The following is a 23,702-nucleotide window of genomic DNA, read 5'->3' on the forward strand; positions in this document are numbered from 1 at the left end:
GCCTCAGGCGAGCGCAGGGGTGAGGTCGACGACCTCGTCGCACAGGCGCTGGACCTGCGCCGGGTCGTGGCTGACGAGCAGGACGGTACGGCGGCCGCGCAGGCCCTGGACCGAGGCCTCCACCGTCGCGCGGCTGCCGGCGTCGAGCGCAGAGGTCGGCTCGTCGAGCAGCAGCACGACCGGGTCGAGGGCGAGGGCGCGAGCGAGGCAGAGCCGCTGGCGCTGACCGACCGACAGGGTGTCGGCGCGGTCGTCGAGCCGGTCCTCGACCTCGGCGAGCAGGCCCGCCTCCTCCAGGGCGGCGACGGCACGAGCGCGCAGGTCGCGGGCCGGCGCGCGCACGACGTGGCGCAGCCCGAACAGCGCGTTGTCGAGCACCGACCCGGGGAAGACCACGGGTGTCTGGCCGACGAGGAGGGCGCGGGCGCGCAGATCGGCGAGCGAGCCGGCGCCGTCGAGCCGCTGGCCCAGCAGGCGCAGCTCGCCGTCGGCGGTGAGCCCCTCGGGGAGCAGCCCGACCAGGGCCCGCAGCAGCGTCGACTTGCCCACGCCGGACGGTCCGACGAGGCCGACCGTGGTGCCGGCGGCGACAGCGAAGGACACCGGCCCGACGAGGGTCCGCTCGGCGGTGCGGACCGACAGTCCGGTGACGGAGACGGCAGCGGTCACGGGGTCCACTCCGGGAGGTGGGAGGTCACGAGGTGCGCTCCAGGCGGCGGCGGGCGGGGACGGCGGCGAGCAGCAGCAGGCCGGCGAGGACGACGAGCACCAGGGCGGCGCCCCAGGCGTTGGCGATCGACGCCGGGTCGGCGGCGTCCTGGGCGAGGGTGAAGACGTGCGACGGCAGCGCCTGCACCGGCTGCTGCACGACCCCGCTCGGCAGGGACGGCGCACCCGCGAAGACGGTCGCGGTGAACAGCAGCGGGGCGGTCTCGCCAGCCGCCCGGGCGAGTCCGAGCAGCAGCCCGGTGAGGACCGCGGGCCGCGCGTGGGGGAGCAGCACGGAGCGGATGAGCTGCGACCTCGACAGTCCGAGCGCGAGGGCCGCCTCGCGCCGCTCCGGGGCGAGCGAGTCCAGCCGTGCGGCGGTCGTCAGGGCCACGACGGGCACGACGACGATCGCCAGCACGATCGCTCCGGCGAGCCACGACTTGCCCCAGCCGAGCGCGGTCGAGAAGACGGCGTAGCCGGCGAGGCCCAGCAGGATCGTCGGCACGCCGCCGAGGGTCAGGGTCGCGGTGCGCAGGGCCCGGACGGTGCGCGGCGAGGCGTACTCCCCGAGCACCAGCCCGAGGCCGAGACCCACGGGCAGCGCGAGGACCCCGGCTGCCGCGACCAGCAGCACCGTCCCGAGGATCTGGTCACGCACTCCGCCACCGCTCGCCCCTGTCGAGGCCGAGGTCCAGAACGCCGGGTCGAGCGCCACCGATCCCCGGTCGAGCAGCAGCACGGCCACGCCGGTCAGCAGGGCCAGGGGGAGCGCGACGGCGCCGAGCCGCACGGACCGCCGAGCGGCACAGCGCAGCTCGCGGGCAGGAAGGGCACGACCCCGGCGTACGCCGGAAGGCCTGCCCCGCCGGCCACTCGCTCCCGCGACCGTGGCTGCGGCGACCGCGAGCAGCAGCAGGAGGCCGACGGCGCAGAGCGCGGCGCGGTGCGGCCCGACGGCGCCCGCGAGGACGGGCTCGGGCCCGCCGAGCTTGGTCGTGAGGGACTGCCCCGGCTCGAGCATCGAGCGCAGCGCGGAGGCCGGGTCGGGGAGCCGCCCGTCGGCGCGGCCGATGACGAGGAAGACCGCGATCGTCTCGCCGAGCGCGCGGGCGAGGCCGAGCAGGACCCCGGCCCGCATGCCGGGGCGGGCCAGCGGCAGGACGGCGGAGCGGACCACCTCCGAGCGGGTCAGGCCGAGCGAGGCCGCGGCCTCCCGGACCGCCGCGGGGACGGCGGCGAGGGCGTCGACGCTGACCGCGACCACCGTCGGCAGGACCATCACGGCGAGCACCAGTCCCGCGGCCAGCAGGCTGTCGCCGCCGGGCACGTCGCCGAGCCGCGAGACGAAGGGCCGCACCGCGGCGATGCCGACCAGGCCGTAGACGATCGAGGGCACCGCCGCGAGCAGCTCGACACCGGTGCGCAGCGGCCGGGCGAGGCCGGGCGGGACGTGCTCGTGCAGGGCGATCGCCGCCGCCCAGCCGACAGGGACGGCGAGCAGCAGCGCGACGCCACTGACCGCGAGGGTGCCCCAGAGCATCGCCGTGACGCCGAAGTCGCCGGTGGGCGGGTTCCACGTCGACGAGGTGAGCAGCCGTCCCCAGTCGAGGTCACCGGCGCGCAGCCCGTCGACGAGGAAGCCGACGACGAGCAGCGCGGACAGCGCCGCGAGGACGCCACCCGCGGCCCCGAGGGCGGGCACCCAGTGGGGGGCCCGCGGTCGGGGAGTCGCCGCGGCGACCGCCCGGAGCGCGGTGGAGGTCACGTCGTCAGCTGGGCCAACGTGAGGTAGCCATGCGTGGTGAGGAGCTCCTGGCCCTTCGCCGACAGGACGTAGTCGATGAAGGTCTTGGCGGCACCGGTGGGCGGGCCGTCGGTGACGAAGTAGAGCGGGCGCGACATCGGGTAGCTCGAGTCGGCGATCGTGGCCGCCGTCGGCGCGATGCCCTCGACGGAGAGCACGGCGAGCTGCGGGTAGCCGTCGGCGAAGGCGCTCGACAGGGGCACGACCGAGCCGGGGGTCGACAGCAGCTTGGTGCGGGTCTCCTCGTTGCCGCCGACGATGGCGTAGCGGGGGTTGTCGGCCGGCGGTGCCGGGGCCTTCTCGCCCTTGGCGTAGAGGAACGTGTCGAGGACCTCACGGGTGCCGCGGCCGGGCTCCTTGTCGTAGACGAACGTCTCGAGGTCGGGCCCGCCGATCTCCTTCCAGTTGCGCACCCTGCCCTCGAACAGCGCGCGCAGCTGGGCCTTGCTGATGTTGCGCAGGCCGCCGTCGACGACCTCCTTGCGGACGACGACACCCACCGCGTCCTGACCGATGAGAGTCGCGGTGAAGTCGATGCCGGGGGCCTTGGCCTTGTCGTCGTCGGACACCGGCTTGCTGCTCATCGCGATGTCGATCTGCTTCGCGCCGAGCTGGGTGATGCCGCCGGCCGAGCCGCCCTGGGTGTCGACAGTGATGGTGAGGCTGTCGCTGCGGAGGGCTTCGGCCGCGTCGGCCGCGACCGGGTTGACCGTCGTCGAGCCGCTGATGCGCAGGGTGCTCGAGGAGGCGGCCTCGGAGCCTCCGCCGCAGCCGGACAGCAGGAGGGCGGCGACGAGGCCGCCGGTGATCAGGGGCAGGGTGCGACGCACGCGCAGAGGCCTTCCGGGTCAGGGTCCGGAGGTCACCCTGCGGACGGTTGCCGGACACCCTTGCATCAACCGCTGTTCATATCAACCGCGATGGATGGGTTGCTCCGGTCTCAGCGCTCCTGCCCGTAGATCGCGGCGGTGTCCTCGTCGACCTTCTTCACCGTCTCATCGAGAGAGGCCTTGCCCGCGAAGTACTGCGTGAGCAGGTCGTCCGCGGCCTCCTCCACCTCGTCCTGCCCGGCGACGTTGGGCAGTCGCTTCGTGGTGGTGATCGCGTCGAGGAACACCTGGGCTGCCTTCGGGGCGAGAGATGGTGCGAGGAACGCCGGGCTCTCTGCGAGGGCCATCTGCACGGGCACGGTCCGACCGCTCTCGGCGAGGATCGTCGCTCCCTGCCCGAAGACGGCGAACCGGGCCAGCTCCGCGGCGAGCGTCGGGCTCTTCGACGCCTTGGCCACGCAGTAGGCGTCGGAGGCCAGCAGCGTCGTGCTGGGGGTCGCCGCGTCCTTGCGGGGGAGCGGCACGACGTCGAAGGCGAGGCCCTCGGCCTTGCGGAAGGCCGGCACCGAGCGCCGGCTGTCGAAGAAGACGGCGAGCTTGCCCTGCTCGAACAGGTCCACCGGCTCGGTCGCGGCGCGAGCGGTCGCGTCCACGCCGTAGTCCTGGAGCGACGCGAGGTAGGCGAGCGCCTCCTTGGCCTGCGGGGTGTCGAGGGTCGTCGAGGTCGGGGCCGCGGTGTCGTCGACGACCTCGCCGCCGGCGGTCCAGACGAAGGGGGCGCTGTTGCGCAGGCCGACCTCGAAGCCGACCGCCGCGATCCCCTTGGCGTCGAAGGCCTTCGCGGCCGCCGTCAGGTCGTCCCAGGTCCACGCCGACGTCGGCAGCGCGACGCCCGCCTCGGCGAACAGCGCGGTGTTGACGTAGGCCACCGTCGAGGACGCGTTGGTCGGCAGGCACGCGGGGGCGCCCTCGTAGGTGAAGGCCTCGACCGGCTGCGGATAGAGCTCGTCAAGGCCCTCGGTCGAGGGCGGCAGCACGACGCCGCGGTCGACGAAGGACCCCAACCGGCGGTAGTTGAGCAGGAACACGTCGGGCGGCGCCCCGCCGGCGAAGGACGCGGCCAGCTTGGCGATGTGGTCGCCCTGGCTGGGCACGCCGGTGAAGCTGATCTCGAGGCCCGGCTTGCTCGCGGAGAACGCGTCGAGCAGCGACTGCACGGCGCGCAGCTCGCCCTCACCGCCAGCGGCCTGGACGGTGAGCGTCAGCGGCTCGTCGGCCGGGTCGACGGGCTCGTTGCTGCTGCCGCAGCCGGTCAGCGCGAGGGCTCCGGCGAGCAGGATCGGCAGGACGGGAAGGCGCACGGGTCAAGCTCCTGGGAGGGCGGTCAGGGGCGTGAGGGTAGTCGTCGCCCGGACAGCAGCGCGGCCGCCACGGAGGCGAACCACACGTCGACGACGCCCAGCCCGAGCCGCTGGCACAGCCCCGCGACCTCAGGCACCGCGACCGAGCAGACCAGCGCGCCCGCGGACACAGCCGTCACGGCGTACGACGCTGCCGCGGTCGGCCCGCGCAGCCGCGCGCGGGCGAGCAGGGCGGGGCTGACAGCGGTCGCGACGTAGCCGGAGCCGGCGGCGACGGCGTGGAGCAGGTCTGTCGTCGTACCCCCCTCGAGTGAGAGCGGGGTCAGGGCGACGCCGAGGGTGGCGAGGCCGCTGAACGCCACCGTGGCGGTGACGGCCCGCGGCCCGCCGGCCCGGCCGAGAGCGCGGGCGAAGACCGGCAGCAGCACGCCGAAGCCGACGAAGCCGGCGGTCATGAGCGGCCGGGTGTCGGCGCCCTGCTCGGCGAGGCGGCTGATCGTGGTCGAGACCGGGTCGTAGCCGTCGCGGCGCGCGCCGGCCACGGCCCACGCGGTGATGAAGGACGCGGGGGCAGCGATGCCGCAGGCGAGCGCGAGCCGGCCCGGCGCGGTGCGCTTCAGCAGCAGCCGCTGTCGGGGGCGCAGGCGGCGGTCGACATGCCGGCCACCGCGCGGCGCAGGGGAGCGGACGTGCCCGTGGCGGTCGCCGTCGCGGGCGGGGCGCAGGCGAACAGCGGGGCGGTCGCCGGGTCGACCGGCTCGGCCGGCTCGAGCAGCTCGAAGAACTCGCCGTAGGGCGCGCGGCTGAGGATCTCGAAGGTCTTGGCGCAGACCGCGGTCGGGACGCCGCGCTCGTAGACGTGCTCGTCGTCGTCGACGACCGCGCTCCACGGGCCCTTGAAGATGACGGCCTGGCCGTGGTCGTAGCAGGGGCCCTGCTTGCCCTTGTAGGCGACGACGGTCACCGAGCGGAACTCGATGCCCTCGACCGTCTGCCACGGGGCGCTGTCGCGCTTGTCGAGCACGACGCCGTAGAAGCCGGCGTCGAGGAAGGCCTGCAGGAACGCCTCCTCCTGGAAGGCGCCGGAGATGCAGCCGCTCCACAGGTCGGCGTCGGCGCGCAGGTGCTCGGGCACCTCGACGTCGCTGACGATGTCGGAGATGACGGCGCGGCCGCCGCGCTTGAGGACGCGGAAGATCTCCGCGAACAGCGCCGGCTTCTCGTCGTGGGCGACGAGGTTGAGCACGCAGTTGGACACGACCGCGTCGACGGAGGCGTCGCCGACGAGCGGCTGCTCGAGGCGCTGCGTCGCGACGTGGGCCTCGTAGGCCTGCAGCGACGCGAGGTCGCTGACCGGGTGGGCGGCGAGGTAGGCCTCGGTGCCCGCGACGTCGAGCCGCATGTCCTGGATCTTGCCCTTGCGGAACTCCACGTTGGAGTAGCCGACGGCCTCGGCGACCTTGGGCTCGGCGCTGCGGGCCAGGTCGAGCATCTCGTCGGTCATGTCGACGCCGATGACGCGACCCTCGGCGCCGACGACCTGCGAGGCGATGAAGCAGATCTTGCCGCCGCCGCTGCCGAGGTCGAGGACGGTCTCGCCCGCGAGCAGGTGGGTGCTCGGGTCACCGCAGCCGTAGTCACGGTCGAGCACCTCCTGCGGGATGACGGTCAGGAAGCGGGGGTCGTAGTCGACGGGGCAGCACAGCGCCGCCTCGACGGCCTGCGCCCCGGCGCCGTAGCGCTCGGAGACAGCCTGCTCGACCTCGGTGTTGGTAGTCAGGGTCACGGACGTTCCTTCTCTTCAGACGGCGCAGTTGTAGACGAGCGGGAGGGATCCGTCGTTGCGACGGAGGACGAGGAAGCGCTCCACGGCGAGCCGCTTGGCCTCGGCCAGCGGCACCCACTCGTCGACCGAGGGGTGCCGGGCGAGCAGCATGTCCGGGCTGGTGCCGACGTCGGCACCAGCCGGGTGCCAGTGGACGCCGTCGGCGGTGACGGCGAGCTCGGGCACGGTGTTGGTGTCGGCGATCTCGGCACCCGTGGTGGACACGCCACGGGCGACGAGCGGCCGGACCGCGAAGTCCTTGCCGGTGATGCCCATGTCGGCGAGCAGCGCGCGCAGCGGCTCGACCTCGTGCTCGTTGTCGGGCGTGGACGTCATGCCGACCCGCACGGGCAGGCCGAGGTCCTTGGCGAGGCGCAGCCCGTCCATGGCCTTCTGCCAGGACCCCTCGCCCCGGTTGACGTCGTGACCCGCAGGCGACGCGGCGTCGATGGACGTCTGCAGCACCAGACGCTCGCGACCGGCGAGGCGCTTGAGCTGCTCGAGGCGGTAGCCCTGGTAGAGCATGCCGTTGGTGAGCAGCACGACGTCGAGCTGCTCGGTCGCGTAGAGGACCATGTCGACGATGTCGGGCTCGAGGAAGGGCTCGCCACCGGTCATGTAGACCTCGGTGAAGCCCTCGGCGACGGCCTCGTCGACGAGCATCTTCACCCGCTCCAGCGACACCGACCGGCGCCGGGCCTGCGGGCTGCTCGCCACGCTGCAGTAGGAGCAGGCGAGGTTGCAGTGGAAGTTGGTGTAGAGCCACAGACGCGGCGGGAACAGCGCCGAGCCGAACAGCGGCACCACCGGCAGGCCGTCGTCGACGACTTCGGGCGCGTCGGCCCAGCTGACCTGCTCCTGGTCGAAGGAGTCCGGCAGCGCCGAGCGGTAGAGCTGGTAGCGGCCACGTGACCGCTCGGCAGGCGGGACGACCTCGAGGCAGGTGGTCCACCAGCCGGTCTCGACGGTCTCGACGAAGGCCTCGGGCAGGCCGCCGGCGCGCATCGACGCGGCCTGGGCCTCCCAGTCGTACTCCAGCGGGACCAGCTCGGCGGTGGCCTTGCCGTCCTCGAGGTCGACCAGGGCGTACCAGACGTGGCGGCCACCGTCGTTGGCCGGCCGGCCCAGCACGCCGACGTTGACGACGAGGGTGTCGCCGACCTGCTTCTGCCACGGCAGCCCGGAGTGGGTGCACATGACGAGGTCCGCGCCGGACTCCTGCACGCGCAGCGTGTGCTGCAGGTCGTCGAGCGACTCCCACCAGAAGTCGTTGAGGGCCAGCGTCGAGCCGTGGACCAGGTGGATCGACACGCCGTCGACCTCGAGCCGGCGCTCGGTGTCGAGGGTCGTCATCCACTGCGCGTAGTCGCGGCTGGTGTGGGCGAGGGTGTAGTCGTACATCAGCTGCGCGAACTCGTTGTCGCGCGGGTCGGTGTAGCCGCAGCCGCACTCGGTGTCGCCGCGGCCGATCGCGACGTCGTAGTTGCCGGCGATGCACTCGATGCCCTCGTCGAGCAGGATCGGCCAGACCGCGTCGGGCTCGGCGCCGTAGCCCCCGAGGTCGCCGAGGTTGAACAGCCGCTCGGCGCCGCGGGCGCGGGCATCGGCGACGAAGGCGCGCAGCGCGTAGGGGTTGGAGTAGACACCACCGCTGACGGCGATCCGGGTCATGCGGTGCTGCTCTCCCCACTCAGGCGGGCCATCAAGGCCCCTTGATCGTGCCACGTCGCGGCGGCGATCAGTCGGCCAGCCGGGTGACGACGTGCTTGACCCGGGTGTAGTCACGCAGGGAGTACGCCGACAGGTCGCTGCCCCAGCCGCTGCTCGCGTAGCCGCCGTGCGGCATCTCCGTCGCGAGGACGGAGTGGCAGTTGACCCACACGGCCCCGAAGTCGAGCGCGGCGGCGCAGCGGTGGGCGCGGGCGGTCGAGGTCGTCCAGACGCTCGCGGCCAGGCCGTAGGGGGTGTCGTTGGCGACCCGCAGGGCGCTCTCCTCGTCGTCGACGGCCGTCACCGTCACGACCGGGCCGAAGACCTCCACCTGGGCGAGCTCGTCGTCGGGACGGACCCCGGCGATGACGGTCGGGGCGAAGTAGTAGCCGGTGCCGGGCAGCGGCTGGCCGCCCGCGACGAGGGAGGAGTGCGGGCCGCGGCGGTCGACCAGGCCGCTCACCCGCGCGAGCTGGTCGGCGTTGTTGAGCGCCCCGACGTAGCCCTCCGGCCCGACCGGCAGGGCCCGCGCCTCGGCGGCCAGCCGGCGTACGAGCTCGTCGTGGACGCCACGGGTGACCAGCACCTTGGTCGCGGCGGTGCAGGACTGGCCGGCGTTGTAGTAGCCGATGTCGCGCAGGCCCGCGACCGTGACGTCGAGGTCGGCGTCGTCGAAGACGAGCACAGGGGCCTTGCCGCCGAGCTCGAGGTGCAGCCGCTTGAGGCCGCCGGCCGCGGCCGCCATGACCTCGCGGCCGGCGCGCACCGAGCCGGTCAGGGCCACCATCGCGGGGACAGGGTGCTCGACCATCAGCTGTCCGGTGCCGCGGTCGCCGCAGACGACGTTGAGGACGCCGGGCGGCAGGTGCTCGGCGGCGATCTCGGCGAGCATCAGCGGGGTGACCGGGGTGGTCTCCGCCGACTTCAGCACGACGGTGTTGCCGGCCGCGACGGCCGGCGCCCACTTCCAGGTCGCCATCATCAGCGGGTAGTTCCACGGGGTGATCTGGGCGATCACGCCGAGCGGCTCACGGCGCAGCACGGAGGTGTGGCCTTCGGCGTACTCCCCGGCGGCGAGGCCGTCCGGGACGCGGCTCGCCCCGGCGCTGAAGCGGATGACGTCGACGATGTGGGGAACCTCGGCGCGCATCTGCGCGACCGGCTTGCCGGTGTTGCGGCACTCGGCCTCGACGAGCTCCTCGGTGCGGGCCTCGAGCGCGTCGGCGAGGCGGAGCAGCGCGAGCGACCGGGCGGCGGGGGTCGTGCGCTTCCAGCCGGGGAAGGCCGCGGCCGCGCTCGCGAAGGCCTCGTCGAGGTCCTCCTGGCCGGCGACCGGCGCGTCGTCGTAGGGGAGCCCGTCGGAGGGGTCGACGACGCGGGTCGTCAGGTCCGAGCGCGGCGCCTGCCGGGCCCCGTCGTAGAAGTGGTGCAGCACGTCACGAGGTTAGGCGAGCGCGCAGGGACTGCTTGTCGGTCTTGCCGACGGCGTTGCGGGGCAGCGCGTCGACGAGCTCGACGACCTTGGGTGCGGCGTAGTCGGCCATCCCCTCCCGCACCCAGGCCCGCACCTCGGCGGCGGTCAGCGGACCGGCCGCCACCACGAACGCCGCGACCGCCTCACCGCCGAGTGCGTCCGGGACCCCCACGACCGCGGCGTCGTCGATCGCCGGGTGTCGGCGCAGCAGCTCCTCGACCTCCGCGCTGAAGACCTTCGTGCCGCCCCGGTTGATCATGTCTTTGGTGCGGTCGAGCACGTAGACGTGGCCGTCGGCGTCGAGCCGCGCGACGTCACCGGTGTCGAACCACCCGTCGACGATCGCGGCCGCCGTCGCCTCGGGGTCGCGGCCGTAGCCGGTCGTCACCAGCGACCCGCGCAGCCACAGCTGTCCCGGCTCGCCGGCCGGCAGGACGCGGCCGTCGTCGTCGCGGACCTCCGCCTCCATGCAGGGCAGCGTCCGCCCGACCGAGCCGGGGTGCGCGCGCACGACGTCGTCGGTCGCGATGCAGCCGGGGGAGTGCGTCTCGGACAGCCCGTAGACGTCGTGCAGCCGCACCCTGGGCAGTCGCGCCCGCAGCTCGTCGACGAGGTCGGTCGGGAACGGCGCACCGCCCGCGGCGAGGCGCGTGAGCGACGGCAGGTCGCGGAAGGCCTCGACCCGCAGGCACAGCCGCCACCACGACGGCACGGCGTAGGCCCAGGACACCCGGTGCTCGCGCAGCAGGGCGACGTAGTCGCGCGGGGACTGGGTGTCGACGAGCACGCAGCTCGCGCCGGCCAGCATCGCCGGCAGCACGTGGGCGTGCATCGCCGAGATGTAGTACATCGGGAACAGCACGGCCGTCACGTCGTCGGGCCCGAGCTGCAGCACCCGCTGGTAGCTCATCGCCGAGTGCACCGACGCGCGGTGGACGACCTGGCTGGCCTTCGGCCGACCGGTCGTCCCCGAGGTGAAGACCACGGCGTACGTCGAGGACTCCTTGGGCTGGTCAGTCCTGTCGTAGGACCAGGGCTGCGGGTCGGCCTCGCGCAGCACCTCGGCCAGTGGGAGCGCGCCGGGCAGCGGGAAGCGAGGCTCGGCCAGCACCAGCCGGACCTGCATGTGCTCGACCATGTAGTCCCACTGCGGCGGGGCGAGCCGGGTGTTGAGCCCGACCATCACCAGCTCGGCGCGGGCGCACGCGAAGAGCAGGGTCGCGAGGTCGAGGGAGTTGCCGGCGGCGACCGCGACGGCGTCGCCGGGCACGAGCCCGCGGGCCAGCAGCGCGGCGGCCGCGGTCTCGACCCGGTCGGCGAAGGCGGCGTAGGAGACGACCTCGTCACCGTCGACGAAGGCGGTCCGGTCCGGCCAGCGGCGGACCGCCCGGTCGAGCACGTCGAGGACGGTGGCCGGCCGGCGCGCGTAGGACAGCGCCGGCGCCCCGAGCCAGGTCTCGACGACGACCGGGTCCCCCGGCCGGTCGTCGACGTCGTGGAGGACGAGGCCGTCCGTGTCTGGCGCTTGCATGACGGCATCGTGCAGCAGGCAGGCATTGCCAGGGCATTGCCCTACGTCGTACCCTACGTCCGTGACCGTGAAGACGAGCGTCTACCTCGATGACCGTGACAAGGCTGCGCTCGCGCGTCTTGCCCAGTCCTCGGGCACCAGCGAGGCCGAGCTGCTCCGTCGTGGGGTCCGGCTCGTCCTCGAGCAGGCAGCCGCGCCGCGCCCACACCTCGCACTGGGCGCCAGCACCGACGGCAGGTCCGCTGCCGACAGCGACGATCTGCTCGCCCTTCACGGCTTCGGGGAGTGAGCCCGCTCGTCTGCGACACGAGCGGGATCCTCGCGGCGCTCGACACCGCCGACCCGGCGCACGAGCCGTGCCGGGCCGTGCTCCAGACGTGGTCGGGCGCGCTCGTGCTAAGCCCCTTGGTGCTCGCCGAGCTGGACTTTCTCGTCCGGGCGCGGCTGGGAGCCGACGTGGCGCGTCGCGTCGCCGACGACGTCGCTGCGGGTGCCTACCGGCTCGAGGCACTCGGTGCCGAGGACGTCGCGCGCTGTGTCGCGGTGGACCGCTCGCACCGCGACCTGGGCGTCGGCCTCGCAGACGCGAGTGTCGTGGTGCTGGCTGAGCGGGTCGCGACCAACGCGCTGCTGACCCTCGACGAGCGGCATTTCCGGGTGCTGCGCCCGTTAGGCGGGGGGTCGTTCCGACTGCTTCCCGCTGATGCGTGACCCTCGAGCGCAGTCTCGCCTGGTCGCGTTAGGACGCGGAGCTGCGGCGCTCGAGCAGGACGACGTCGCGCCAGCGGCCGGTGGCGTCGCGGCCGAGCCGCTCGCGGGTGCCGACGACGCGGAAGCCGCAGCAGGTGTGCAGGGCGAGCGACGCGGTGTTCTCGGCCAGGACGCCGGACTGCAGGGTCCAGAGCCCGTCGGCCTCGGACCGGGACACCAGCTGCGAGAGCAGCGCGGTGCCCACGCCCCGGCCGTGGGCTGACGGGTCGACGTAGACGCTGACCTCGGCGACACCGGCGTAGGCGCAGCGGTCGCTGACCGGTGCCAGCGCGGCCCAGCCGACGACCTCGGGGTCGGCCGCCACCAGTCGCGGTGACGCGAGGTGCGAGGCGTCCCAGTCGGCCCAGTCGGGGACGGTTGTGGCAAAGGACGCGTCACCGCCGGCGAGGCCCGCGGCGTAGACCCGGGCGACGGCCGGCCAGTCGCCCGGCAGCAGGTCCCGGATCACGTGGCCGATGCTCGCACGCGCAGGACCCGCGCGGCCGCGAGGGCGGAGACGTACATGACGAGGCCGTAGGTGAGGACGACGAGCGAGGTCGCGTCCGGGTCGGGGGCGGAGCGGGCGACGAGCAGTGCCAGCGAGAGGTTGCGGACCGCGGTCGTCATCGCGGTGGCGCGACGCACCGCGGGCGCGGCCGGCAGCGCGAGCGTCGTCAGCGAGAAGGCCACGACCAGCGCCATCGCCGTGAGCCCCCGGTGCCGGTACGGTCGAGCTGGTCGAGCTCGGTGACGAGCAGACCCACGACGAGGACGAGCAGTGCGGTGTCGGCGACCCGGCGGGCCCGGGGGTGCAGGCGCGCGGCGACAGCGGGTCGGTGGGCCCGCAGCCACGCGCCGAGCAGCAGTGGTGCGAGCTGGAGCAGCAGCAGGCCGCCGACGACCGGCGCCAGCGGGATGCCGTCGGTGGAGCCCCCGACCCACAGCGGCGTGACGACCAGCGCCGACACCGCGAGGACCCCCTGCAGGACCACCGCGTGGGCGGCGTCGCCGCGGGCCTGCAGCGACAGCAGCGCTCCGGTGCCACCTCCAGGGCTGGCTGCGGCGAGCAGGACCCCGAGCCGCACCGGGCCCTCGAGGTCGAGGGCCTCGCACGCGACCAGGGCCGCGAGCGGGACGGTGACAAGGTTGGCCGCCAGGGCGGGCAGCAGCACCCGCAGGTCCCGGGCCCGAGCGGCGACGAGGTCGCGGTCCAGGACGGTCCCGGTCGCGAGCATCCCGCTCACGAGCAGCAGGACCACCAGGGCGTCGACGAGCACGCCGCAGACCCTCTCAGGCGGGGGAGAGCTCTCCCGTCGTCACCCAGGCGCAGCGGTAGAGCGCGCCCTCGGCGTACTTCACGTAGGCCTTGTCCCCGCGCAGCCGCACCACGACGGCGGTGCGCTCGGTGCCGTCGACCACGGCGACGCACGCCGACCCGGGCGCGAGGGTGCCGGCAGGGACCTGGGACGACATGCCCGCACGTTCGTGCGGGCGGCCCAGGTGGTTCGACGTGACCCCGGTCATATGACACCGAGAGCATCGGTGTCTTGACACGGACGGCATCTGTGTCAGGGTGTGTGACGTGAGCGACACCCGGGCGGCACTCCTCGACGCGGCGGCCGATGCCGTCCTGCACGGCGACTGGGCGCGCACCCGGATGGCCGACGTCGCCCGCGCCGCCGGGGTCTCGCGCCAGACGCTCTACTACGAGTTCGGCACCAAGGACGCCCTCGCCGAGGCGCTCGCGCTGCGCGAGGCGGAGCGCTACATGACCGGCGCAGAGGCCGCAATGGTCGACCACGACGGCTCGCCCGCGGAGGCGATCGGCGCGGCCACCGAGTTCACCCTGCGCGAGGCCGCGAGCAACCCGCTGCTCAAGGCGGTGCTCACCGACAGCCGGATGGAGGGGGCCGGCGCGATGCTGCCCTACCTCACGACCCGCGCCGACGGCATCCTCACGGCGGTGCGTGAGCGCATCGCGGCGTACTGCTCCTCGCACTGGCCGGACCTGCCCGTCGACGAGGTCGACCTCGTCGCGGACACGGTCGTGCGCCTCACCGTCTCCCACCTCGTGCTGCCGGGTGCCCGACCTGACCAGACCGCCACCTCCATCGCCCACCTCGTCGACCGACTGCTGCCCTCCGGAAGGACCGCCAGATGAGCACCCACGAGCTCTACACGATGCCCGCCGAGCTCTCGACCTGGGACGTCGAGGCGCACGGTGCCGCGCGCTTCACCTGGGAGTACGACGACCAGCGCGACCAGCTGCTGCGGCTCTACCAGAAGGGCAAGGACAAGCAGTGGGACCAGGTGCACCGCATCGACTGGTCCGAGCAGGTCGACCCCTATGACCTGCTGGGCATGCCGGAGGAGGCCATCTCCATCCACGGCACCCCCATGTGGGACAAGCACTTCGCCAAGGACCAGAAGGCCAAGGACGAGCTCGGCCTGCACCTCGGGGCGTGGCAGTTCAGCCAGTTCCTGCACGGTGAGCAGGGCGCGATGATCTGCTCCGCGCGCATCGTGGAGTCGGTGCCGGACCTCGACTCGAAGTTCTACGCCGCGACGCAGACCATGGACGAGGCGCGCCACGCCGAGACCTACGCCCGCTTCCTGCAGGAGAAGGTCGGGCTGCTCTACCCGATCAACCCGCACCTCAAGGCGCTGCTCGACGACACGCTGTCCGACAGCCGCTGGGACATGCCCTACCTCGGGATGCAGGTCCTCATCGAGGGCCTCGCGCTGGCCGCCTTCGGTCTGCTGCGCGACATGACGACCAAGCCCCTGCCCAAGCAGATCCTTGCCTACGTCATGCAGGACGAGGCGCGCCACGTCGCCTTCGGCCGGATCGCCCTGCGCGACTACTACGCGCAGCTCACGTCGGCCGAGCTGGCCGAGCGCGAGGAGTTCGTCGTCGAGGGCTGCTACCTCATGCGCGACCGCTTCCGGCAGCAGGAGGTCTGGGAGAACATGGGCCTCGACGTCGAGGCCTGCCTCGAGGCGGTCTCGCAGGCGCCCTACTTCCAGGCCTACCAGTCGCTGCTCTTCCAGCGGATCGTGCCGTGCGTCAAGGACATCGGGCTGTGGTCGGACAAGGTCCAGAAGGCCTACGCCGACATGGGCGTGCTCGACATGGAGGGCATCGACCTCGACGCCCTCATGAAGAACGACGAGGACACCGCCGAGCTCATCGACGCCGAGAAGCGCGAGATGGCCGCCCGCAAGGGCCAGGTCGACCAGGTGATCGCGCTCGCGGACTGAGCCCTCGGCCGGGTCACCGGCGACGGTCGTACGACGTCAAGGCGTGGCGGAGGGCCTCGGCGACCTCGTCGGCGAGCGTGACCACGGCCTCCGCGGCACGCGGAGCGTCCGGGTGCACCGACACGGCGTGCTGCGCCTCGTAGCGCAGCGCCCGCACGTGCACCACCTCGCGCGGCATCGGACCGGCGCCCGGGGCGGACGCGGACGCGCGCAGCCGGTCCAGCGTGCGGGCCGCGTCACGCAGCCGGCGTACGACGGTGCTCGTGCTCGTGGGCACCGTCGCGACCGCGCAGGTCGGGCACAGCGCGTCGGCGCGGGCCCGGTCGTAGCGGCGGCTCACCAGCAGGCCCTCGGGCACCAGGCGCAGCGGGCAGGCCGGATCGGTGTGCAGGCGCAGCAGGAAGCCGGCGCCGTCGCCGGCGCGTGACTCGGCGTGGAAGACGACAGGGGCGTCCCACGCGAGCTCCTCGGGTGGCAGCACGGGGGCCGCCGTGGCTTCGGTCCGCACCGGGGCCCATCGGCGCTAGCGTCGGGTCGTGGAGTGGACGGTGCACGGCGAGCGCTCGGTCTACGACAGCGACTGGGTGTCGCTGCGGCTCACCGACGTCGAGATCCCCGGGATGCGGCGCTTCGAGCATCACGTCGTGCGGGTGCCTTTCCCGGCGGTGGGCGTGGTCGTCCACGACGAGGCCCGCGGCGTGCTGCTGCTGTGGCGGCACCGCTTCATCACGGGCACGTGGGGCTACGAGGTGCCGGCCGGTCGCGTCGAGGCGGGAGAGACCCTCGAGGAGGCGGCGGTGCGCGAGGTCCGCGAGGAGACCGGCTGGGTCCCCACGGGCCTGCGCCTGATGCACGCCTTCCACCCGACCAACGGGCTGTCCGACCACCGCTTCGTGCTCTTCCTCGCCGACGGCGCCGAGCAGGTCGGCGAGCCCGAGCACCCGGAGGAGTCGGAGCGGGTCGAGTGGCTGCCGGCCGAGGAGGTGGTGGCCCGGCTGCGCGCAGGTGAGGTCCTCGACGGGCTCAGCCTGGCGGCCCTGCTGTGGTGGACGGCCTTCGAGCGCGCAGGCCCCTCGCCTGCGCGGTGAGCAGCTCCAGGTGCCGACGGGCCCGCGGGCGCTCGACCGCCCGCCAGGTCGCCGCTGCCACCGGTCGGCGACCGCCGGTGACGGTCGCACGGTCGGTCCAGGCCCGCCGTAGGCCGGTCGTCACCGCGCCCGGGTGGCCCTTCACCAGACCCAGCACGAGGTCGACGAGCAGCGGCGCGAGCGATCTCGTCCACGGCAGCGGACCGGGCGCGTTGAGGTAGGCGTACCACCGCCCGTTGCGCACCCGCAGCGCCAGCATCTGCCCGTCGTCGGGTCGCGCGACGGGCGCCTTCATGTGGGTGAAGGACGCGGCAGGCAGGTAGTCCACCGACCAGCCGGCATCACGCAGTCGCAGGGTCAGGTCGAGCTCAAGCACCCCGCCGTGGCCGTAGCGGTCCTGCCAGGAACCCACCGCGAGCACCGCCTCGCGCCGGGCGAGCGCGCCGCAGGCCGGGAAGAAGAACGGCGCGGACACCCGCAGCCACCAGTCGAAGGTCCCGGGCCCGTGGTCCGCCGACACGGCGCCGGTCGGGTCGACGTCGCGCACGAGCCCGCCGACCACCGCGGTCCCGGGAGACGCGGCCAGGTGGGCGACGAGCAGCTCGAGGGCGCCGGGGTCGGGCCACGAGTCGTCGTCGAGCATGAGGAGCAGGGGGTACGCCGCAGCGCGCACCCCTGCTGCGCGTGCGGCGATCCCGCGCGGGCCGGGGTTCTGCAGGACGGTGAGTCGGGGCTCGGTCGCGGCGCGGGCGGTCAGCCACGCCCACGTGCCGTCCGTGGAGGAGTCGTCGACGACGACGACCTGCCCGACGCCCGTGGTCAGGACCTCGTCGAGAGCGCGCGGCAGGTGGTCGAGCCGGTTGCGGGTCGCGAGCACCGCGCTCACCGGGGTCACCGGGGCACGTCGTCGGTCTCGGCCTGGTCCGTGCCGCCGAGGGCGTCGAGCAGCCGCCGCAGCGACACCAGCCGCGCGCCGGTCGCGCCGCCTCCGGCGACGAGGGCGTCGAGGGCGCAGCCGGTCGCGCCCGTGCGGTGCGCGCACCCGGGCGGGCAGAGCTCGGCCTCCTCGGCGAGGTCGGGGAAGGCCGCGAGGACGCCGGCCGGGGTGACCGCGCCGAGGCCGAACGACCGCACGCCCGGGGTGTCGACGACGGTGCCGCCACCGGGCAGGGGGAGCGCCACAGCGGACGACGAGGTGTGGCGGCCCTTGCCGACGCCGGTCACGTCGCCCACGGCCCGGAAGGCATCGGGCACCAGCCGGTTGACCAGCGTCGACTTCCCGACGCCCGACTGCCCGAACAGCACCGAGACCCGGCCGGCGAGCAGCGCCCGCAGCTCGTCGACCCCCGCGTCCTTGTCGCCCGGGCCGGTCACCACGGCCCGCACCCCGAGCGGCGTGTAGAGCGCGAGCAGCTCGGCGGGGTCGGCCAGGTCCGACTTCGTGAGGCACAGCAGGGGTTCGAGGCCCCCGTCGTAGGCCGCGACGAGGCAGCGGTCGACCAGGCGTGGCCGTGGCACCGGGTCGGCCAGGGCGGTGACGACGACGAGCAGGTCGGCGTTCGCGACGACCGGCCGCTCGATCGGGTCGGTGTCGTCGGGGGTGCGGCGCAGCAGCGAGGTGCGCTCCTCGACCCGCACGACCCGGCACAGGGCGTCGGGCCCGCCGGACAGGTCGCCCACGACGCCGACGCGGTCCCCGACGACCACAGCCCGTCGGCCGAGCTCGCGGGCCCGCACGGCGGTGACGAGGACGTCGTCGTCGGTGCGCAGGCGGTAGCGCCCGCGGTCGACGGTCACGACGCTCGCACCTGAGGCGCTCTCGTGCTTGGGGCGGGTGCGGGTGCGTGGCCGCGAGCCCTTGCCGGGCCGGATGCGGACGTCGTCCTCGTCGAGCTCTCTCGGGCTCATCTGCGGCTCACGACTGGCTCACGCGCGGCTCACCCGAGCAGGTCCGTCCACGACCCGACGAAGTCCGGCACCGTCTTGCGGGTCGTCGCGACGTCCTCCACGAGCACGCCGTCGACGCCCAAGCCCAGCACGGCCCAGGCCATCGCGAGCCGGTGGTCGTCGTAGCTGCGCAGCACCCCACCGGTGAGCGTCCGTGGTCGGACCTCGAGGCCGTCGCGGAGCTCGCGCACATCGGCGCCGAGCGCGTTGAGCTCCGTGGCCAGGGCAGCGAGCCGGTCGGTCTCCTGCACCCGCAGGTGCGCGACGCCGGTGAAGCGCGACGGTGAGTCGGCTAGTGCCGCGAGTGCCGTGAGGACGGGGGTCAGCTCGCCGGCGTCGCGCAGGTCGGCCTCGATCCCGTGCAGCCCGGAGCCGGCGCTGACGGTGAGGTCGTCGCCGTCGCGTGACACGACGCCGCCCATCTGCGCGAGCAGGTCGGGCAGCACTGCCCCGGGCTGGGTCGTGGTCGCGGGCCAGTCCGTCACCGTCACGGAGCCGCCGGCGACGAGCGGCGCGGCGAGGTAGGCCGCAGCGGTGGACAGGTCCGGCTCGACCGCGACGTCGCGGGCGACCAGCGGCCCAGGCGCGACCCGCCAGGTGTCTCCGTCGACCTCCACCCGGGCGCCGGCGGCGCGCAGCGCCTCCACGGTCATCTCCAGGTGGGGAGCGCTCGGCAGCGGCGGACCGACGTGGCTGAGTTCGACCCCCGAGGAGTACGCCGGGGCGCTCAGCAGCAACCCGCTCACCAGCTGCGACGACAGTGACGCGTCCAGCGTGACGCGCCCACCCCTCAGCCCACCGCGGCCGCGGACCTCCACGGGCAGCGCATCGACCCGGTCCAGGTCGGCACCGAGCTCGCGGAGGGCGGCGAGCAGCGCACCGAGCGGGCGCTCGCGCACCCGGGGGTCGCCGTCGAAGCCGACCGTGCCCGTGGCGAGGGCGGCGAAGGGCGGCAGGAAGCGGGCGACCGTCCCCGCGTTGCCGACGTCGACGACGGTGTGCCCGCCGGGGACGACGGGTCGGCCTGCGCACCCGGTGACCACCCAGTCCGCGCCGGACGTGTCCACCGGGGCGCCCAGCGCGGTGAGCGCCGCCGCCATCAGCTCGGTGTCGCGGCTACGCAGGGGGCGGCGCACCATGCTGGTGCCGTCGGCGAGTGCGGCGAGGACGAGCAGCCGGTTGGTGACGCTCTTGGAACCCGGCAGTGAGACCCGCGACGACAGCGGGGCGCGAGCGCGCGGCGCCGGCCAGGGGTCGGTCGCGGCGGTCGTCACGGGTACGACGCTACCGACCGGTCAGGACCGGTCGGCAGCGTCCGTGCGTCGTCAGGCGGTGGCGGTGGCGCCGCGGCGCGACCGCCGACGACCGGCGATGACCAGGCCTGCGCCCCCGCCGACGGCACCGAGCCCGGTGACGGTGAGAAGGGCCACCTCGGCACCAGTGGACTCGAGCTCCGCAGGCGGGGTGGGGCGGTTGTTCGTGGGCGGCGGGTTGGTCGGAGTCTCGGCGCAGACCCCGCTGTAGCCCTCGCAGGGCGCGGCCTGAGCAGGGGCGGTGAACAGCGTCCAAGCCGTGAGGCTCAGTCCGCCGGCCACGAGGGCGCGAGCCACCGAGTTGAGTCGAGCGGTGCGTGCGTCCTGCATGGCTTCTCCTGAGCTGTCACAGCGGCCGGTGTGGAGACCGGTCTTCCGTGTCGTGTCGGTGGGCGGTGCTCGGTGATGGGTCGAGGTGCTGTGCGGTCGTACCAGGCTCTCACCCGCTGTAACCATTGTCAGCCCAATGGAGCACCTTGACTAGACCCCCGAATGGCCCAATTGTGCGCTACGCCGAACGGGTGAGTCACGCCGTCCGGCTGCAGGCGTCCAGCGCGGGCACTAGCGTGCCGATGGAGCAATGAGGGGCGTCGCGTAGGGCGAGGAGGAGATCGGTGGGAGGGTCTCGCACGGTCCGATCGTCACGCGGTGTGACATCTCTCACCGCCGCCGGTCCGGTCGAGGTCGTCGTGGACCAGCCTCCGGTGCGCCTCAGGGGCATGCGCGGGCGGCTCACCGACCGCACCCTGCTGCGCTACGGCGTCAGTCCGTTCCTCGTCGTGGCCGACGTCCTGGCCTGGCTCGGGTCCGTCCTGCTCACGGGAGCCGGCACCGGCGGTGAGCTCGTCGTCCTCGCCCTGACCCTGACCCTCTACGCCTCCGCGCGGCTCTACTCGAGCCGGCTGTCGCTGTCCGCGCTCGACGACCTCCCCGCGCTGGTGGGGCGGGCCCTCGCTGCCGCTGCCCTCGCCACGTCGTTCGCGCTGCTGCTCGACCCCACGCTCGTCGACGCGGGGCTGCTCGGCACGGCAGCGGTGTTCGCGACGCTGGCGGTGACGTTGCGCGCGGTCTCCTACGCCGTGGTGCGGCGGTTCCGCTCGCGTGGCTGGGTGTCGCACCCGACCCTCGTCCTCGGGGCGGGGCGGATCGGCGGGCAGATCGTCCGGATGCTGCTGGAGCACCGGGAGTACGGCCTGCGTCCCGTGGGCTTCCTGGACCGCGACCCGCTCCTGCAGGAGGCCGAGCGCCCGGTGCCGCTGCTCGGCGGGCACGAGTCGCTGGCGAGCGTCATCGTGGAGTTCGGCGTGCGCGACGTCGTCGTCGCCTTCGGCAACGTCCCCGAGTCCGACATGGTCGACATCATCCGCACCTGCGACCGCCTCGAGGCCGAGATCTTCTTCGTGCCTCGGTTGTTCGAGCTCCACACGACCAGCCGCGACATGGACCAGGTCTGGGGTCTCCCGCTGGTCCGGCTGCGCCGGGCCGCCTTCCGCAGCCCGATGTGGCGGCTCAAGCGGCTCTTCGACATCGTCGCGAGCGGCTCCGCTCTGCTCGTCCTGGCCCCCGTGATGGGGGCCGTGGCGCTCGGCGTGCGGCTCGAGGGCGGGCCCGGCATCCTGTTCCGCCAGGAGCGGGTCGGCCTTGACGGCCGTCCCTTCGAGGTCTTGAAGTTCCGCTCGCTCAAGCCCGTCGACGAGTCCGAATCCGCCACGAACTGGAACATCAGCCACGACGACCGGCTCGGCCCGGTCGGGCGCTTCATCCGCGCGACCAGCCTCGACGAGCTGCCCCAGCTGCTCAACATCCTGCGCGGCGACATGACGGTGGTCGGCCCGCGTCCGGAACGGCCCCACTTCGTGCAGGAGTTCACCCGGTTGTTCCCCCGCTACACGGCGCGCCACCGGGTGCCGGCCGGGCTGACCGGGTGGGCGCAGGTCCACGGGCTCCGGGGCGACACCTCCATCGAGGACCGCGCCCGCTTCGACAACTACTACATCGAGAACTGGTCGCTCTGGAGCGACATCAAGATCATCCTGCGCACGGTGTCGGCCGTGCTGGCGCGCAAGGGCGGCTGAGCGGCCCCACTGCCTACGCGAGCGCTACCCGAGCGGCTGGCGCCAGAAGTCCCGGGCGCGGTCGAGGGTGCGCGAGAGCAGCCCGGGGCGCACGACCTCCAGCTCGACGTCGACCCGCTCCGAGAACGGACCGGACATCGTCAGGCGCCCGGTGGTGAGGTCGGTGCGGGGGTCGGTCGACCGCAGCTCCAGGCCGGGGTACGCCGAGACCTGGACGAACAGCCCTCCGTCGACCGCGAGCGGCTGCGGGAGGGCTGTGAGCCGGTAGCGACCGTCGCGCAGGGGGAGGCTGTAGCTGAGGACCCAGGTGGCCGTCGTCCCCGGCGCGAGAGCGGTGGTGTCGGTCACCACCGTGTGGTCGCCCTCGGGGAGCAGCTCGGTGTTGACCGACCGGCCCTCGCGGCTGAACTCGAGCAGCGACGCGTCGCGCGGCAGGGCGAGGGTGACCAGCGAGTTGAGGATCCCGGGGGTCTCGAAGCCGGCGACGTAGCGAGGCAGCCCGCGCGCGGGTGCGGTGCTGCGCAATGCCACCTCCTGTCGCACCACCGCGACGTCGCGGCCGAGCTCGACGGTCATGGTGGTCTGCCGGCGGGCGTAGTAGTCGAGCTTGTTGCCCTCGCCGCCGCCGCCACCGAAGTTCTGCACGACGAACGACGTCAGGTCTCCGCCGTCGGCGGCGACCTCGCCGGCGAGGCCCCCCGCGAGCAGGTCGGCCTGCTCGTCGGGCTCGGCCGACCACAGCTTGAGGTGGCGGCCGCGGGCCGCCTCGGCGAGTGCCAGCCCGAGCCGGCTCGCACTCGTGCTGCCGTCGCCGCCGCCGACGATGCGGTCCAGAACGGCGTCAGCGACGCCGCGCAGCTGTGCCCGGCGCTGCGACTGGCCCTCGAGGTCGTCGGGTGCCGTCCGGTAGGCGTCGGAGAGCAGGGTCTTCACGGCGTTGTCGGCGGTGAGCACGGTGCCGTCCTCGAGTTCGGCCGGACCGGTGGCGCGCAGCACCTGGGCGATCGCCGGGACGTCGAGCCACACCACGGCTGTCGGGCGACGCCCGATGGCCGCGTCGGCGACGTTGGCCAGCACTGCCGACGATGTCGGCACGTCGGGCGACATGTTGGTGTTCTTCCACAGCGTGGTGTCGGCGAGGAACCGTCCCCAGAGCTGCTGGTAGTCCTCGGGTGCGTCGACACGACGCGCCGTGCCCGCCCCGTCCGCGACGTCCTTCACATCGCGGAACCGCCCGACGTCGACGCGGCCGTCGTCGGCCACCGCCTCCGCGAAGACCGTGACGATGCCGCCGGTGCCCCGCAGTTCGGCGTTGTTCTCCAGCACGAGCAGCAGCTGGCGGGGCTCGTCGCCGCCGAGCACTCCGGACAGGGCGCGGACCGACCTCGCGGCCCGGTCGAGGGTGTCGGGCACCGCGGCCAGGTCGGCCTGGGCGCCGCGCAGCGGGTCGGCGATGAATGCCGGCACGCCACGGGTCGGCTGGCTGACGAGGTCGGCCACCGGGCCCCGGCTGTCGGCGGCCGCGTCGGCGAGCACGTCGGCGAGGGCCCGCAGGCCGTCGACGTCGACCCTCCCCTCGCCGACCAGGCCCGTGCCCCCGGGGTCCGCCGCGTCGAGCGCCGCGCGAGTGCCGCGGACCACCGCGAGCCCGGCCGTCGAGGCCCTCTCGATCCCGCGGACGGGGCGCCCCACGACGGGCAGCGCGCCGATCAGCGCCGGTCCGGGTGCACGCAGCCGTGACGACGCGCGGTCCAGCCGCTCCTCTGCGTCCGCGAGCCGGGGGCGGCTCGCGTCGACGTCCCCCGCGTCGCGGGCCTCGGACAGCACCTCGCGCGCCTGCTCGAGGTCGTCGCGCACGCTCAGCAGCGCCACCGCCGTCCACAGCGCGCTGGTCCCGAGCAGCACGCCGGTGCCGAGCAGCACCCTGCGCACGACGACCCGCCGCGTGGAGGGGTCCGGTTGGTCGCGCTCGCTCTGCACCGCGGGAGCATCGCACCTGAGAGCCCACAGGTGAGGACGGCA

At 73.9% G+C, this 23,702-nt stretch carries 25 protein-coding genes; 6 read left to right on the plus strand and 19 right to left on the minus strand.

Annotation, left to right across the window (positions count from 1 at the left end; all coding sequences use genetic code 11):
• Positions 1 to 3: 3 nt before the first annotated feature.
• From Q8R60_08190 to Q8R60_08230, 9 genes are all read right to left on the minus strand, one after another.
• Positions 4 to 669, minus strand: coding sequence for an ATP-binding cassette domain-containing protein (locus tag Q8R60_08190; GenBank protein ID MDP3712449.1), 666 nt, complete (start codon positions 667 to 669; stop codon positions 4 to 6).
• A 25-nt stretch (positions 670 to 694) separates the two neighbouring features.
• Positions 695 to 2,476, minus strand: a complete 1,782-nt coding sequence (gene pstC / locus Q8R60_08195) for a phosphate ABC transporter permease subunit PstC (protein MDP3712450.1) — start codon at positions 2,474 to 2,476, stop codon at positions 695 to 697.
• Positions 2,473 to 3,345 carry a phosphate ABC transporter substrate-binding protein gene (locus tag Q8R60_08200; GenBank protein ID MDP3712451.1) on the minus strand — a complete coding sequence of 291 codons (873 nt, stop codon included), beginning with the start codon at positions 3,343 to 3,345 and terminating at the stop codon, positions 2,473 to 2,475. Before Q8R60_08200 ends, pstC begins: the two co-directional genes overlap by 4 nt.
• Positions 3,346 to 3,455: 110 nt before the next feature.
• Positions 3,456 to 4,706: a sugar ABC transporter substrate-binding protein gene (locus Q8R60_08205; GenBank protein MDP3712452.1), complete on the minus strand. Its 1,251-nt coding sequence runs from the start codon at positions 4,704 to 4,706 to the stop codon at positions 3,456 to 3,458.
• A 23-nt stretch (positions 4,707 to 4,729) separates the two neighbouring features.
• Positions 4,730 to 5,431 (minus strand): DUF998 domain-containing protein, encoded by a 702-nt coding sequence (locus tag Q8R60_08210; protein ID MDP3712453.1) that lies wholly within the window; start codon positions 5,429 to 5,431, stop codon positions 4,730 to 4,732.
• Positions 5,323 to 6,492, minus strand: a complete 1,170-nt coding sequence (locus Q8R60_08215; GenBank protein MDP3712454.1) for a methyltransferase domain-containing protein — start codon at positions 6,490 to 6,492, stop codon at positions 5,323 to 5,325. Before Q8R60_08215 ends, Q8R60_08210 begins: the two co-directional genes overlap by 109 nt.
• Positions 6,493 to 6,507: 15 nt before the next feature.
• On the minus strand, positions 6,508 to 8,202 hold the full coding sequence (locus tag Q8R60_08220) for a radical SAM protein (GenBank protein ID MDP3712455.1): 1,695 nt from the start codon (positions 8,200 to 8,202) through the stop codon (positions 6,508 to 6,510).
• 67 nt (positions 8,203 to 8,269) lie between these two features.
• Positions 8,270 to 9,676, minus strand: coding sequence for an aminobutyraldehyde dehydrogenase (locus tag Q8R60_08225; GenBank protein MDP3712456.1), 1,407 nt, complete (start codon positions 9,674 to 9,676; stop codon positions 8,270 to 8,272).
• Between the two features lies 1 nt (position 9,677).
• On the minus strand, positions 9,678 to 11,246 hold the full coding sequence (locus tag Q8R60_08230) for an AMP-binding protein (protein ID MDP3712457.1): 1,569 nt from the start codon (positions 11,244 to 11,246) through the stop codon (positions 9,678 to 9,680).
• 61 nt (positions 11,247 to 11,307) lie between these two features.
• Between Q8R60_08230 and Q8R60_08235 the strand changes: the two genes are divergently transcribed.
• Both Q8R60_08235 and Q8R60_08240 read left to right on the plus strand, forming a co-directional pair.
• On the plus strand, positions 11,308 to 11,535 hold the full coding sequence (locus Q8R60_08235; GenBank protein MDP3712458.1) for a CopG family transcriptional regulator: 228 nt from the start codon (positions 11,308 to 11,310) through the stop codon (positions 11,533 to 11,535).
• Entirely contained in the window at positions 11,532 to 11,957 is a 426-nt protein-coding gene (locus Q8R60_08240; protein ID MDP3712459.1) for a PIN domain-containing protein, read from the plus strand. Before Q8R60_08235 ends, Q8R60_08240 begins: the two co-directional genes overlap by 4 nt.
• 28 nt (positions 11,958 to 11,985) lie before the next feature.
• Here Q8R60_08240 and Q8R60_08245 read toward each other — a convergent pair whose 3' ends face one another.
• Genes Q8R60_08245 through Q8R60_08260 form a run of 4 tightly spaced genes read right to left on the minus strand, consistent with a single transcriptional unit; the run spans position 11,986 to position 13,469 of the window.
• Entirely contained in the window at positions 11,986 to 12,465 is a 480-nt protein-coding gene (locus Q8R60_08245; protein MDP3712460.1) for an N-acetyltransferase family protein, read from the minus strand.
• Entirely contained in the window at positions 12,462 to 12,698 is a 237-nt protein-coding gene (locus Q8R60_08250; GenBank protein MDP3712461.1) for a hypothetical protein, read from the minus strand. The genes Q8R60_08245 and Q8R60_08250 overlap by 4 nt, the downstream gene beginning before the upstream one ends.
• On the minus strand, positions 12,671 to 13,273 hold the full coding sequence (locus Q8R60_08255) for a bile acid:sodium symporter (protein ID MDP3712462.1): 603 nt from the start codon (positions 13,271 to 13,273) through the stop codon (positions 12,671 to 12,673). Before Q8R60_08255 ends, Q8R60_08250 begins: the two co-directional genes overlap by 28 nt.
• 13 nt (positions 13,274 to 13,286) lie before the next feature.
• Positions 13,287 to 13,469, minus strand: a complete 183-nt coding sequence (locus Q8R60_08260; GenBank protein ID MDP3712463.1) for a hypothetical protein — start codon at positions 13,467 to 13,469, stop codon at positions 13,287 to 13,289.
• A 109-nt stretch (positions 13,470 to 13,578) separates the two neighbouring features.
• On the opposite strand from Q8R60_08260, the gene Q8R60_08265 reads away from it, so the two are divergent.
• Together Q8R60_08265 and Q8R60_08270 are read left to right on the plus strand one after the other, a co-directional pair.
• A complete protein-coding gene (locus Q8R60_08265) occupies positions 13,579 to 14,157 on the plus strand; it encodes a TetR family transcriptional regulator (protein MDP3712464.1) in 579 nt (192 codons plus the stop codon).
• Positions 14,154 to 15,257 carry a ferritin-like domain-containing protein gene (locus Q8R60_08270; GenBank protein ID MDP3712465.1) on the plus strand — a complete coding sequence of 368 codons (1,104 nt, stop codon included), beginning with the start codon at positions 14,154 to 14,156 and terminating at the stop codon, positions 15,255 to 15,257. Before Q8R60_08265 ends, Q8R60_08270 begins: the two co-directional genes overlap by 4 nt.
• Before the next feature lie 13 nt (positions 15,258 to 15,270).
• On the opposite strand, the gene Q8R60_08275 is transcribed toward Q8R60_08270, so the two are convergent.
• A complete protein-coding gene (locus Q8R60_08275) occupies positions 15,271 to 15,738 on the minus strand; it encodes a hypothetical protein (protein MDP3712466.1) in 468 nt (155 codons plus the stop codon).
• Between the two features lie 55 nt (positions 15,739 to 15,793).
• On the opposite strand from Q8R60_08275, the gene Q8R60_08280 reads away from it, so the two are divergent.
• On the plus strand, positions 15,794 to 16,345 hold the full coding sequence (locus Q8R60_08280; GenBank protein MDP3712467.1) for an NUDIX hydrolase: 552 nt from the start codon (positions 15,794 to 15,796) through the stop codon (positions 16,343 to 16,345).
• Here Q8R60_08280 and Q8R60_08285 read toward each other — a convergent pair.
• Genes Q8R60_08285 through Q8R60_08300 form a run of 4 tightly spaced genes read right to left on the minus strand, consistent with a single transcriptional unit; the run spans position 16,281 to position 19,935 of the window.
• Positions 16,281 to 17,240 carry a glycosyltransferase gene (locus Q8R60_08285; protein ID MDP3712468.1) on the minus strand — a complete coding sequence of 320 codons (960 nt, stop codon included), beginning with the start codon at positions 17,238 to 17,240 and terminating at the stop codon, positions 16,281 to 16,283. The genes Q8R60_08280 and Q8R60_08285 overlap by 65 nt on opposite strands.
• Complete coding sequence (rsgA, locus tag Q8R60_08290; protein MDP3712469.1) at positions 17,237 to 18,253, minus strand: ribosome small subunit-dependent GTPase A; 1,017 nt, start codon at positions 18,251 to 18,253, stop codon at positions 17,237 to 17,239. Before rsgA ends, Q8R60_08285 begins: the two co-directional genes overlap by 4 nt.
• A gap of 29 nt (positions 18,254 to 18,282) precedes the next feature.
• Entirely contained in the window at positions 18,283 to 19,566 is a 1,284-nt protein-coding gene (aroA, locus tag Q8R60_08295; GenBank protein MDP3712470.1) for a 3-phosphoshikimate 1-carboxyvinyltransferase, read from the minus strand.
• 51 nt (positions 19,567 to 19,617) lie between these two features.
• The gene (locus Q8R60_08300) at positions 19,618 to 19,935 is read right to left on the minus strand and encodes a hypothetical protein (GenBank protein MDP3712471.1); all 318 of its coding nucleotides are present in this window, start codon (positions 19,933 to 19,935) and stop codon (positions 19,618 to 19,620) included.
• Between the two features lie 320 nt (positions 19,936 to 20,255).
• On the opposite strand from Q8R60_08300, the gene Q8R60_08305 reads away from it, so the two are divergent.
• Positions 20,256 to 21,680, plus strand: coding sequence for a sugar transferase (locus tag Q8R60_08305; protein ID MDP3712472.1), 1,425 nt, complete (start codon positions 20,256 to 20,258; stop codon positions 21,678 to 21,680).
• Between the two features lie 24 nt (positions 21,681 to 21,704).
• Here the strand turns inward: Q8R60_08305 and Q8R60_08310 are convergent, their stop codons facing one another.
• A complete protein-coding gene (locus Q8R60_08310; protein MDP3712473.1) occupies positions 21,705 to 23,660 on the minus strand; it encodes a DUF4012 domain-containing protein in 1,956 nt (651 codons plus the stop codon).
• Between the last annotated feature and the right edge of the window lie 42 nt (positions 23,661 to 23,702).

It is taken from the genome of Mycobacteriales bacterium, from assembly GCA_030697205.1.
Lineage (GTDB): Bacteria > Actinomycetota > Actinomycetes > Mycobacteriales > SCTD01 > JAUYQP01.